The following is an 11,984-nucleotide window of genomic DNA, read 5'->3' on the forward strand; positions in this document are numbered from 1 at the left end:
TGACCAATCGACTTCGAGGGCGGACGGGCCGAGGGGCGGGACGGCGGTGCCGCGGTGCGCCGACGGTGCGCGGGTGGGGCGGGAAGCGCGTGGCGCGGTGAGGCGGAGGGCTCCCAGCGACCTAACCTGTAGGGCATGGCCAGATCCCACCTCACTCTAGCCGCGTTGGCGACCTCGGCCGTCGCGGGGCTCGACGTGGTCCGCAGCACCCCCTTCACGGCCGGCGGCGCGGGCGACTTCGACTCCGCGCTGCTCTCGACCCGGGACGGCCGCGAGCTGCTCGTGCGCGTGCCCACGACCCAGGCCGCCGAGACCGAGCAGTCCGCCGACCTCGTGGCGCTGCGGGCCCTGAGCATCGGGATCCGCTCCCGCCTGCCGTTCCAGGTGCCCGAGTTCCTGGGTCAGGCGCCCATCAAGCCGACGCGCGGGTTCGTCTACGGGCACGTCCCGGGGCGCGTCATCTCGCTCGACGAGATCCCCGCGGGCGACGGTCTGGCGCGCTCCATCGGCGCCGCCGTCTCCGCGGTCCACAGCCTGCCGACCGGCTTCGTCGCCGACGCGGGCCTCCCCGTGCTCTCGGCCGCGGAGATCCACAGCCAGACCGCGGCGCTCATCGACCGCGCCGCCGCCACCGCCCTCGTGCCGAGCCTCCTGCTGAGCCGGTGGGAGGAGGCCCTCGACGACGCGTCGCTGTGGCAGTTCCAGCCCGCGGTGGTCAACGGATCCGTGCAGGCCGCCTCCTTCCTCGTCGAGGGCGACGCCGTGACGGGGATGATCGGCTGGTCCGACCTGCGCGTCGCGGACCCCGCCCACGACCTGCACTGGGTGCTGGGCGCGCGCGCCGAGCACGTGGCCGAGAGCGTCTTCCGCGCCTACAACGCCGCGCATCACGTGACGGTGGACCGCCAGCTCAAGCAGCGCGCGCTCCTCTACGCGGAGCTCGAGATCGCGCGCTGGCTCCTGCACGGGACCGACACGCGCGACCAGGGCATCATCGACGACGCCGTGAACATGCTCAGCGCGCTCGTGGACACGGTGCGCGCCGACGAGGGGCAGCGCATCGCCCACGAGACGCTGCCGGTGATGGACGTCGACCAGGTCGAGGAGATGCTCGACTCCCGGCCTCAGCCCACCGTCGGCCCCGACGGCGCCCGCGACGCGTCCGGCGTGCGCGCGCCCGACCAGAGCGCCACGAGGTCCTCCTCGGAGTAGAGCCGCTCGGGCTTCAGCGAGACGTCGTCGGCGACGAAGTAGAACTCCGCGTCGATGAGGTCGGGGTCGATGCCGCGCCACTTCGCGAACGCGAGGCGGTACAGCGCGAGCTGCAGCTGCTTGAGCTCGAGGTCGGCGGCGTCCTTCGGGGTGCGCCCGGTCTTCCAGTCGACGACCCGGTAGCGGCCGTCGATGAGGAACACGGCGTCGATCTTGCAGATGACGACCTGGCCGGCGAGCTCCATGTGGATCTCCACCTCGACCTCCTCGGGCCTCCGGGACGCCCACTCGCTCGCCTCGAAGACGGCCCGCAGCCGGTCGAGGTCCTGCTGCTCCACGGGCGGCTCGGTCGGGTCCTGGTCGAGCTCGACGCCGGACGCGTCGATCACGTCCGCGGTGCCCGCGGGCCCGTAGCGCGCCTCGACCCAGCCGTGGAACAGCGTGCCGAGGCGCGTCTGCCGGTAGGGCCGCTCGGGCATGGGCCGGCGCAGCCGCGCGGCGACGGCGGCGGGCGCGCTGACGAAGTCCTTGAAGCGGGACGCGGGGATGCGCGTGGGGAGGTCCACCAGCTCCGCGTCGCGGGCGCGGGCGTCCCGCTCGGCGAGCAGCAGGTCGATGTCCCGGGTCCAGACGGTCTCGCGCGCCGGGTCGGCGTCCGCGACGGCCGCGGCGGCGGCCCGCACCCGCGCCTCGCGGGGGCCGAGCGGCGGGAGCGGCCACGCGATGCGCGCCGACCCGGGCTCGAGCGGGTTCTCCGCCAGCTCCGGTGACTCCGGGAGCGCGTCGGGCGCGATGAGCCCGACCTCCTGGATCTCGCGGAGGAAGGCGCCGGGAGACCGGGGCTTCTGCTGGGTGGACCAGAACGAGCCGGTGAGGAGGAGGTCGGACCGCGTGCGCGTGATCGCCACGTACGCGAGACGCCGCTGCTCGGCCGCGTTCCGCTCCTCGAGCTCCTCGCCGAAGGCCTCCATCGCCTCGGCGAACTCCTTCTGCGTCTCCACGCCGCGCCAGGCGAGCGAGGGCAGCTCGGCCGAGTCGCCGCGGAACTCGAACGGCAGCGCGCCGAACGCGACCCATCCCCTCTTCTCCCGCAGCGTGCCCGGGAGCTCGCCCTCGACCATGCGGGGCACCGCGACGACGTCCCACTCGAGGCCCTTGGAGCCGTGGATGGTGAGGATCTGCACCGTCCCGGGCTCGGGCTCCTCCGTCCGGGGCGCGAGGTTGTCGCGTCGCTCCGCCTCCGCCAGCCAGGCGAGGAACGGGCCGAGCGTGCCCGCGGAGTCGCCCTGGAGGTAGCCGGCCACCTGCTCGGTGAAGGCCTCGAGGCTCGCCCGGCCGAGCGGGTCCGTCTCGTTGGCGGCGACCTCGATGTCGAGCAGCAGCTCCTGCTGGACCACGGTGACGAGGTCGACCAGGTCGAGTCCGACGCGCGAGCGGAGCACCTGCAGCTGGCGGCCGGCGGCGCGCAGGCGCCTGAGGCCCTCCGGGCTGAGGCCCTCGAGCGCGCGGTGGCCCTCGGGCGCGCCGACCACGAAGTCGAGCGCGTCGACGACGGATCCGACCTCGTCCGGCACGACCGAGGCGCGGAGGCCCTGGCGCACCCCGTCCTCGAGGGGCCGCTGCGCGTGGTCGCGCGCCATGAGCCAGGACGCGATGCGGGAGAGCGCGTGGACGTCCTTCGTCCCGATGCGCCAGCGGGCGCCCGTGAGCAGGCGCACGAGCTCGCTGCCCGCGGTGGGGTCGTGCAGCACGCGGAGCACGCAGACGAGGTCGACGACGGCGGGCTGGTCGAGCAGGCCGCCGAGCCCCAGGACGCGGAAGGGGACGCCGCGGTCCGCGAGCGCGGTGGTGAAGGGCTCGACGCCCTTCAGGGACCGGCAGAGCATCGCGGCGGAGCGGGGGCGGCCGTCCGATCCCGGCTGCCGCAGCCGGTCCGCGAACCACGCGGCGACGCTCGCCGCCTCGTCGGACACGGTCTCCTCGTACGCGACGTCGAGGCGCCCGTCCCCCGCGTCGGGCCGGGGCTCGAGGCGCGCGACGGGGATGCGGGAGGCCGCGGTGAGCGGCTCGACGATGCGGTTCGCCGCGCCGAGGACCGCGCCCGGGTTCCGCCAGCTGGTGGAGAGCGCGTAGACCGGCACGTCGGCCGCCGCGACGCCCTCGGGCGCGAAGTCGGCGCCGAAGCGGGCGAGGTTCGCCGCGCTCGCGCCGCGCCACCCGTAGATGGACTGGTGCGGGTCCCCCACCGCCATCACCGGCGTGCCGCCGAACAGCGTGGAGAGGAGCCGGGTCTGGACGACGGAGGTGTCCTGGTACTCGTCGAGCAGCACCACGCGGAACCGCGTCCGGTGCTCCTGGACGACCTGCGGCACCCGCTCGCAGATGGCGAGCGCGAAGGCCACCTGGTCGCTGTACTCCACGAGCCCGCGGCGGGTCTTCTCCTCCTGGAACGCGATGGCGAGGTCGACGAGCGGCGGCAGCGCGCCGACCGCGGCGACGGCCTCGGCGGCCGGCGCCCTGCGGATGCGCGCGGAGCCGAACGGCAGCTCCTCGAGGCCGACGAACGACCGCGCGAGCCGCACGACCTCCGCCGGGTCCGCCACGTTCTCGCTCATGGCCCGGCTGAGGGAGATGACGGCCTGGGTGATGGGATCCACGCCCCGCCCGAGCTCCAGGAGCCGCGGGTCCGTGCTCTCGACCACGAGGCGGCGCGCCAGCTGCCAGGCCGACGCCTCCGTGAGCACGACCGACTCCGCCTCACGGCCGATGAGGGTCGCGCTGTCGCGGAAGATGCCGTTCGCGAAGGCGTTGTAGGTCTGCACGGTGGGCGTCGCGAAGGCGTCCGCCGGGGCGGCGGCGAGCCCCGCCTGCTGCAGCTGCTCGATGCGGGCGCGGATGCGGACCCCGAGCTCCCCCGCGGCCTTCCGCGTGAAGGTGAGCCCGAGGATCTCCTCGACCCCCACGTGGCCGTTCGCGAGGAGCCAGACGACCCGGCTCGCCATGGTCTCGGTCTTCCCGCTGCCGGCGCCCGCGACGACGAGCCCGGGCTCGAGCGGCGACTCGATGACGCGCCGCTGCTGCTCGGTGGGGCTCGGCAGGCCGAGCGTCTCCGCGATCGCGTGGGCGCTCACCGGTCGACGCGCGAGGTCCCCGCGGGCGTCCGCGAGGCCGTCCGCGCCCGCTCCGACAACGCCGCTCATGCCGACACCGCCCGCACGAGGTGGATGCGGTACCGCCGGGCCGACCCCGGATCCCGCTCCCCCAGGTCCGGCGTCCCCTCGAAGGACGCCCCCGCCATGCCCTCGGCCGCGTGGACGATGCGCTCCCGGAACCCGTCGAGCTCCTCGCGGGTCAGCGGCTCCTGCGGCAGCTCGCGGTAGGGCAGGCCGCGGACGCCGCCCGAGACGTAGAGGAGCTTGGCGCCGCCGGAGGGCGCGTCCGCGGGCACCTGCTCGAGCGAGCGCTCGACGAAGGCGAGCTGGTAGGAGCCGAGCTGCGCGTGCGCGGGGATCTCGGCCCGCGACGGGTGGTGCCGGCCGGTCTTGAGGTCGACGATGACCACCCGTCCCTCCTTCGTGAGCTCGATCCGGTCGATCATGCCGCGGAGGCGGGCGACGCCCACCTCGAGCTCGAACGACCCCTCGGCCGCGAGCATCCGCCCGCCGTCGGCCGCGAAGTCGCGGAGGTAGCCGCTGACGCCCGCGATGAGCTCGCCGGCCTGGCGCCGCTCGCGCTCGCCCACCCACGGCGACTCGAAGGGCAGCTCCCCCCAGCGCTCGTCGAGCCGGACCTCGAGGGCCGCGGGGCGGAGGTCGGCGTCCGGGTCGAGGCTCGCCTCCTCCATGACGGCGTGCACGATGGTGCCGATGCCCATGGCGGTGCTGGTCGACCCGCCGGACGCCTGGTCGACGAACCAGTTCAGCGGGGACCGCTCGAACGCCTCCAGGCGCGACGGGGACACGGCGACGCGCGCCTCGGGATCGGAGAGGTCGACGACCGGCTCCGTGGTGGACGGGGCGCGCAGGCCGTACCACTCGGCCGGATCCGCCCCGGTCGCCCCCTCGGCGGCGAGGCGCGCGAGGGCCGACGCGGCGGCGAGGCCCCGCTCCCGCGTGGCGTCGGCCGGCCGCCGCGCGGTGCGGTCGCCGGAGACGACGCTCCCGTCGTCGAGGAGCACGGCGTCGCGGTGCACGACGGCGAGCTCCCGGCGCAGCGCGCCGACGAGCCCGCGGAGGGACAGGGGGTGGTCGGGGCGGATCCGCAGCGCGGCCGGCGCGTCCTGCGCGACGCGTCCGGCGTCGGCGCCGGCCTCCGCCTCGGCGAGTCCCGGGGCGGGCGGCACGAGGCGCAGGAACGGGGACGGCGCCTCCTCGTCATTGGCCGTGGCGCTCAGGACGACCGCGCGCGACGCCCGCGAGACGGCGAGCGCGAGCATCCGCAGCTCGTCGCCGAGGACCTCGGCGCGCTCGTCCACGTTTGCCCGGTCGAGGCCGCGGGCGACCGCGGAGAGGCGCTGGGGGTGCAGCAGGGATCCGCGCAGCCGCAGGTTCGGCCAGACGCCCTCCTGCAGGGCGGCGACGGCGACGACCTCGTAGCCGGCGCCGACGACCGCCGACGGGGTGGCCACGAGCACGGTGTCGGCGAGCGGCTGGGGCGAGAGCGTGTCCTCCGGCACCTCCGCGCCGAGCAGCTCCTCGACGAAGTCGGAGGCGGGCCGGCCCGGGTTCCGCTCCACGAAGCGGCGCGCCGCCGTGAACAGCGCGACGACGCCGTCGAGGTCGCGGTTCGCCTGGTCCGCGACGATGCCGGTCTGCAGCGCCTGCTCGAACCACGGCTTCGCGAGGCCGGAGCCCTCCCAGAGGTGCCAGAGCAGCTCCTCGATGGTGCCGTCGGCGGCCGCGAGCTCCCGCGCGCCCTGGAGCGTGCGCGCGAGCCCGGCGAGGCGCCGGGCGGGTGCGAGGTCCAGCGTCTCGAGGCGGCCGGGCGCCGCGAGCGCCTCGACGAGCAGCTCGTCGCTCGACCGGTGCCCGTCCCCCGCGAGCTCCTCCTGGCGGAGCGCGAGGCGCAGGCGGCGGAGCGCGACCCCGTCGAGTCCGCCGAGGGGGCCGGTGGCGAGGGCCGACGCGACCCCGGGGGTGAGTGCCACGCGCCCGAGGGCGACGTCGACGGCGCCGATGAGCGCGAGGGCGGCGAGGTCGTCGCGCAGGGCACGACCGGCGACCGCGGTGCGCGTGGGCACCTCGGCGGTCGCGAGGCTGCGGGCGACCTGCGGCACGAGGGATCCGGACCGCACCAGCACGACCATGCGCGCCCACGGCACCCCGCCGAGCAGGTGCTCCTCGCGCAGGCGACGGGCGAGGCGCGCCAGCTCGATCGCGCGTGTCGGCGCCTCGATGACCTGGATCGGGTCCGGCCCGTCCACCCGTCCCGGCGCCGAGGCCGCCTGCCGCTGTCGTCCGGCGCCCGCCGCGCCGATGCGCGCCGTGACGGCCGAGGTGAGCGCGCGGAGCGCGGGCGGCTGCCGGTGCACGCGGTCGAGGACCAGGGTGCGGAGGTCGGGCAGGCCGAGGACGCTGGACAGCCGTCCCAGCGCCGCGGACTCGGCGCCGCGGAAGGTGGCGGCCGCGACGTCGGGGTCGCCGAACGCGACCACGTCGGCGCCGCGGGCCGCGAGCGCGCGCAGCAGGGAGAGCGTGGCCACCGTCGCCTCGTGGAGGTCGTCGACGACCACCAGCCGGATCCCCGTGAGCGCCTCCCCGCGCGACACCACGAGCACGGCCTCCGCGAGCAGCTCCGCGCTGTCGAGGTGGTCCCCCCGGAACGCGTCGACCACGTCCTCGTACTCGCGCGCGAAGTCGGCCGCCGCGATCCACTCGGGGACGCCGTGCACCCGTCCGAGCCCCGCGAGGGCGTCCGGGCGGACGCCCTCCTCCGTCGCCCGCATCAGCAGCTCGCGCAGCTCGGTGCGGAACGCGCGCAGCCGACGCACCTCGACGCCCAGCGGATCGGGCCACGCGGGCCCGGTGCCCAGCTCCTCGTGCCCGGCGAGGAGGTCCGCGATGATCTGGTCCTGCTCGGCGCCCGTGAGCAGCCGCGGCGGCTCGGTGCCCGTGTCGGCGGCGCGGCGGGCGAGCACCTCGAAGGCGACCGACGTGGCGGTGCGCGCGAGGGGCCCGAGCGTGGGCACGCCCACCCGGAGGGCGAGCTCGTCGCGGAGGCGGGTGGCGGCGGCGCGGGACGGCGCGAGCACGAGGACCTCGGCGGGGTCGAGCCCCTGCGCGAGGATGCGCTCGGCCACCAGTTCGCGCAGCACGGTCGTGCGGCCCGATCCGGGCGCGCCGATGACCGCGGCGCTCGTGCCGACGGGCAGCTCCAGCACGGCGCGCTGCGACGGGTCGAGCTCGACGGCGGGTTCCGCGCCGCCGGCGACGGAGGCGGACGGCTGGCGGAATCCCCGGATGGTCACGCGCCCACGCTACCGGCGGCCTCCGACGTCGGCGGCCCCGCGGCCGCCGCCCGCGACCGCCCGCGGGTCCGGCCCGCCGAGCACCCGGGCACCCGCCCGCGGACCCCGTCGACCGCCGCCCGTCCGCCCTCAGTGAACGCCGCGGGCCCGCGCGGGCGGGTGCCCTAACCTCGGAGGAGCACCGTCGCATCCGACGCATCGAAAGGCACCCCCGTGGAAATCCGTATCGGCCTCGTCAACACCGCCCGCGAGCTCTCCTTCAGCACCAAGCAGACGCCCGAGGAGGTCCAGGAGACCGTCACCGCGGCCGTCCGCGACGCCGCGCCCTTCATCTCGTTCACCGACGAGAAGGGCGCCACCCACCTCGCCGTCACCGCGCACCTCGCCTACGTGGAGCTCGGCAGCGCCGACGCCCCGCGCATCGGCTTCGTCCGCTAGCCCGCCGCCCGTGGAGCTCCTGTTCGTCGCGCTCGCCGGGGCCGCCCTCGGCCTCGTGGCGCGCTACGCGCTCCCCCACCGCGCCGCGCACGGTGCCCTGCTCGTGCCCGCGATCGGCACCGCCTCGGCGATGGCGACGTGGGTGGCGCTCACGTGGGCCGGTCTCCCCTGGGACCAGGGGGTCATCTGGATCGCGACGCTCGTCGTCGCGGCCGTGGTCGCCGCGGGGGCGGACCTGCTGATCGGCCGTCGCCGCACGGCCGCGGACGCCCGCGACCTCGCCGCGATCGGCGGCTGAGCGCACGCACCCGTACGACGCGCCGCCCGGCCCCGCGAGGACCGGGCGGCGTCGTGTCGGCGCCGCACGGTCGCGTCGGCGGGAGGGACCAGCCGCCGGCTGGACGGCACCGGATCGCGCGGGACCGACCGGGATGGAGCGCGCCGCCCCCGGATCAGGCCGTGAGGCCGTCAGGCCGTCAGGCCGAGGGCGTCCATGCGCCGCGTGTGGGCCGTGATGATGCCGGCGAACACGGGCTCGAGGTGCACGCGCGCGTCGTCCGGGTCGGCGAGCGACGCGCGCATCGCGGTGCCCGCGACGAGGAGCGTGTCGCCGACGAGCCGGCGCCCCCACATCGCGAGTCGCGACGCGAGGCGCGGGTCGCGGCGGATCCCGGCGCGGACGGCGTCGACGATCCCCTGCTGCCCGACGCCCGAGGACAGCAGGACGACGACCCGCTGGCGCTGGTCCGAGGGCAGCGACGAGGCGAGCCGTACGAAGAAGTCGTCGAGCAGCCCCGTGGTGATGTAGGCGGAGAGCAGCGTCTCGTACCAGTCGGCGCCCGAGACGGTGGCGGTGAACCGGTCGAACGCCGCGCGGTGCGGCTCCATGACGATGCTGGGGTCGCCGTCCAGCCGCTTGATCTCCGCGGCGAGCGCCTGGTGCTTGCCGAGCGCGATGCCCGCGGCGGTGGACACGGCCTCCTTGCCCGCCAGGTCGGGTGCCTCGGCGACGGCGCGCGACAGGGTCTCGAAGACCGTCAGCTGCAGGTAGGCGACACCGCCGAGGAAGCGCAGGGTGTCGGGCGAGAAGTCGTCCACGCTCACGGTCGGCGACGCGGACCGGCGCTTCGACTCGCCGCGGGACCGGACCCGGGGCGCCTCGATCGTCGTCGACCGGCGTCCGAACATCTTGAGCACGTGGCCAGCGTATAGGGAGCGGGAGGCGGTGTCGGGGCCCCCGCCCGCTAAACTCGCCCGTGGTCCCTCAACGGAAGGGCCCCATCGCGCCCGCAGAGCAGCAGTCCGGGCGTGGACCGCACCGCTAGACAGGGCACAACGTGACTTTCACCGAACTGAACATCGACGAGGACATGGTCCAGGCGCTCGCCGACCACGGGATCCTCGAACCCTTCCCCATCCAGGAGCAGACCATCCCCCTGGCGCTCTCCGGCCAGGACATCATCGGCCAGGCCAAGACAGGCACCGGCAAGACCTTCGGCTTCGGCCTCCCGCTCATCCAGCGGCTCGGCCTCGCGCCGGAGCCGGGCGTCAAGGCCCTCGTGGTCGTCCCGACGCGCGAGCTCGCGGTCCAGGTCACCGAGGACCTCCAGATCGCCACCGCCAACCGCGCCACGACCGTCGTCTCCATCTACGGCGGCAAGGCGTACGAGGGCCAGATCGAGCAGCTGAAGGCGGGCGCGCAGATCGTCGTCGGCACGCCGGGCCGCCTCCTCGACCTCGTGGGCCAGCGCCTGCTCTCGCTCAAGGACGTGCGCGAGATGGTGCTCGACGAGGCCGACAAGATGCTCGACCTCGGGTTCCTCTCCGACATCGAGAAGCTGTTCGCGCAGACCCCCGCGGTGCGGCACACGATGCTGTTCTCGGCCACCATGCCCGGCCCGATCGTGGCGCTCGCCCGCCGCTTCATGACGAAGCCCATCCACATCCGCGCGACGGACCCGGACGAGGGCCTCATGCAGGCCAACATCCGCCACCTCGTCTACCGCGCGCACAACATGGACAAGGACGAGGTCATCGGCCGCATCCTCCAGGCCGAGGGCCGCGGCAAGACCGTGATCTTCACCCGCACCAAGCGCGCCGCCGCGCGTCTCGTCGAGGAGCTCAACGACCGCGGCTTCAACGCCGCCGCCGTGCACGGCGACCTCAACCAGGAGCAGCGCGAGCGGGCCATGGCCGCCTTCAAGGCCGGCAAGAAGGACATCCTCATCGCCACCGACGTCGCCGCGCGCGGCATCGACGTGCTCGACGTCACCCACGTGATCAACCACACCATCCCCGAGGACGACAAGGCGTACCTGCACCGCGTCGGCCGCACGGGCCGCGCGGGCAAGACGGGCATCGCGGTGACGTTCGTCGACTGGGACGACCTGCACAAGTGGGCGCTCATCAACCGCGCCCTCGAGTTCGGCCAGCCGGAGCCGACCGAGACGTACTCGTCGTCGCCGCACCTGTTCACCGACCTCGACATCCCCGCCGGGTCCAAGGGCCGCCTCCGCGCGACCCCCACGGTCAACCCGGACGGCACGCCGCGCGAGCGCCCGGGCAGCCGCGGATCCGACTCGGGTCGCGATGGCGGACGCGGCGGCAGCCGTGACGGCGGAGGTCGTGACGGCGGACGGGGCGGCGGCCGCTCCGGCGGCGGCGACCGAGACCGGTCGCGCAGCCGCAGCACGTCGACCGCGACGGCGACCTCTCCCGCCGAGGCGACCGCCGCCATCGGCAGCGAGCAGTCGAGTACCGCCGGCGGCCACGACGCGCCGCACGCCGACGGCCAGACCCGTCCGCGCTCGCGCAACCGCCGCCGTCGCTCGGGCGGCGACCGCCCGACCGCGACGTCCTAGCGCCGCACCGCACGACGAGAGGGGCCGCATCCACCGGATGCGGCCCCTCGTCTCCTGTGGAGTCGTGTCACCTGGGGAGACGCAGTCTCACCCGGAACTTCCCCTCCAGGGCTTCCTGGAGGTCGTACATGAGCTGGAGACCCTCCACGTCGTACCAGCGTCGCCGCTCCTCCGATCCGAACAGCCCGGTCTCCCAGTCCATGTGCGCGTTGAAGAACGCCGCCCATGCGATCAAGCGATCCTTGAGCTCCTGGGAGATCAGGGTGTCCCAATCCAACGGAGGGCCGGGCCACATGATGTCGTCGAGCGGCCACTTCTGAGAATAATCGACTGCGAGGATGAGGTCCTTGAGCGGCCGCCCCTCAGCCACAGTCGTCCACCAGATGGGTCGGAAAAGAGGTGATGATCTTCTTGTTGTTGGCGGAGACGATCACCGTCGGATTGTAAGTATCCACGACGTTGCCTTCCTCGTTCTTGATGAGAATGGGTGCGGAATAACAGAGCTTCCCATCACCCTCGTCCTTCGGGAAACCGGGACCGGGCGCTGTGACCATGGATCCGGTGGCGAAGACCATGAAGTCGTCCCAATACGCCCCACCACCGGCTCCGTCGACGACTGTCTGCCATTGAGCTTGATGCCCCGTCCGGATGTGAACGTAGCCGGACTTGTCGTCTCCACAGAAGAGATCGACATGACCGATGCCGGTCTCCCACGAGGCCACGCTCACATCACCGAAGCCGGCGTTGCACGCTCCGATCGTGATCGGGTCCAGAAGCGACGTCTCGACGCCCGCGGCGGGAGTCGAGGGCGCGGGGATCTCGTAGGTGGCGGTGGCCGCGCTCGCTGGCGAGGCCAGCGCCAGCGGTGCGGTCACGAGGCCTGCAGCGGCCACGGCGAGGGCTGTCACCCGCGTCCGATGGCGCGTGGCTGTCGTCATGTTCCGTTCTCCTCTTCGAACCGTCTGCACGATCACGTGCGGATGTGGCCCCGAGCCAGGCCTCCCGGG

Annotated in this window: 9 protein-coding genes; 4 read left to right on the forward strand and 5 right to left on the reverse strand. The window is 74.6% G+C overall.

Features of this window, described 5'->3' with window-relative positions:
• Positions 1 to 135 precede the first annotated feature (135 nt).
• Positions 136 to 1,212, forward strand: coding sequence for a phosphotransferase (locus AC07VC_RS05855; RefSeq protein ID WP_317230518.1), 1,077 nt, complete (start codon positions 136 to 138; stop codon positions 1,210 to 1,212).
• On the opposite strand, the gene AC07VC_RS05860 is transcribed toward AC07VC_RS05855, so the two are convergent.
• Both AC07VC_RS05860 and AC07VC_RS05865 read right to left on the reverse strand, forming a co-directional pair.
• Positions 1,125 to 4,412 carry an ATP-dependent helicase gene (locus tag AC07VC_RS05860; protein ID WP_494675516.1) on the reverse strand — a complete coding sequence of 1,096 codons (3,288 nt, stop codon included), beginning with the start codon at positions 4,410 to 4,412 and terminating at the stop codon, positions 1,125 to 1,127. The two genes, AC07VC_RS05855 and AC07VC_RS05860, sit on opposite strands and share 88 nt — an antisense overlap.
• On the reverse strand, positions 4,409 to 7,678 hold the full coding sequence (locus AC07VC_RS05865) for an ATP-dependent helicase (RefSeq protein WP_494675515.1): 3,270 nt from the start codon (positions 7,676 to 7,678) through the stop codon (positions 4,409 to 4,411). The genes AC07VC_RS05860 and AC07VC_RS05865 overlap by 4 nt, the downstream gene beginning before the upstream one ends.
• A gap of 213 nt (positions 7,679 to 7,891) precedes the next feature.
• On the opposite strand from AC07VC_RS05865, the gene AC07VC_RS05870 reads away from it, so the two are divergent.
• Together AC07VC_RS05870 and AC07VC_RS05875 are read left to right on the forward strand one after the other, a co-directional pair.
• Complete coding sequence (locus AC07VC_RS05870; RefSeq protein ID WP_094115501.1) at positions 7,892 to 8,116, forward strand: DUF3107 domain-containing protein; 225 nt, start codon at positions 7,892 to 7,894, stop codon at positions 8,114 to 8,116.
• A gap of 10 nt (positions 8,117 to 8,126) precedes the next feature.
• On the forward strand, positions 8,127 to 8,414 hold the full coding sequence (locus tag AC07VC_RS05875) for a hypothetical protein (protein ID WP_317230226.1): 288 nt from the start codon (positions 8,127 to 8,129) through the stop codon (positions 8,412 to 8,414).
• Positions 8,415 to 8,584: 170 nt separating this feature from the next.
• On the opposite strand, the gene AC07VC_RS05880 is transcribed toward AC07VC_RS05875, so the two are convergent.
• Entirely contained in the window at positions 8,585 to 9,304 is a 720-nt protein-coding gene (locus tag AC07VC_RS05880) for a ferritin-like fold-containing protein (protein ID WP_494676555.1), read from the reverse strand.
• 149 nt (positions 9,305 to 9,453) lie between these two features.
• On the opposite strand from AC07VC_RS05880, the gene AC07VC_RS05885 reads away from it, so the two are divergent.
• Complete coding sequence (locus AC07VC_RS05885; RefSeq protein ID WP_494675514.1) at positions 9,454 to 10,977, forward strand: DEAD/DEAH box helicase; 1,524 nt, start codon at positions 9,454 to 9,456, stop codon at positions 10,975 to 10,977.
• 67 nt (positions 10,978 to 11,044) lie between these two features.
• Here AC07VC_RS05885 and AC07VC_RS05890 read toward each other — a convergent pair whose 3' ends face one another.
• Complete coding sequence (locus tag AC07VC_RS05890) at positions 11,045 to 11,347, reverse strand: immunity protein CdiI family protein (protein ID WP_494675513.1); 303 nt, start codon at positions 11,345 to 11,347, stop codon at positions 11,045 to 11,047.
• Entirely contained in the window at positions 11,340 to 11,915 is a 576-nt protein-coding gene (locus tag AC07VC_RS05895) for a hypothetical protein (RefSeq protein WP_494675512.1), read from the reverse strand. The genes AC07VC_RS05890 and AC07VC_RS05895 overlap by 8 nt, the downstream gene beginning before the upstream one ends.
• Positions 11,916 to 11,984: the final 69 nt, after the last annotated feature.

It is taken from the genome of Clavibacter sp. GW821-FHT01D01, from assembly GCF_059422605.1.

Coding starts and splice junctions, on each gene's coding strand:
- AC07VC_RS05855 (WP_317230518.1), top strand. CDS start 136: ATGGCCAGATCCCACCTCACTCTAGCCGCGTTGGCGACCTCGGCCGTC.
- AC07VC_RS05860 (WP_494675516.1), bottom strand. CDS start 4,412: ATGAGCGGCGTTGTCGGAGCGGGCGCGGACGGCCTCGCGGACGCCCGC.
- AC07VC_RS05880 (WP_494676555.1), bottom strand. CDS start 9,304: ATGTTCGGACGCCGGTCGACGACGATCGAGGCGCCCCGGGTCCGGTCC.
- AC07VC_RS05895 (WP_494675512.1), bottom strand. CDS start 11,915: ATGACGACAGCCACGCGCCATCGGACGCGGGTGACAGCCCTCGCCGTG.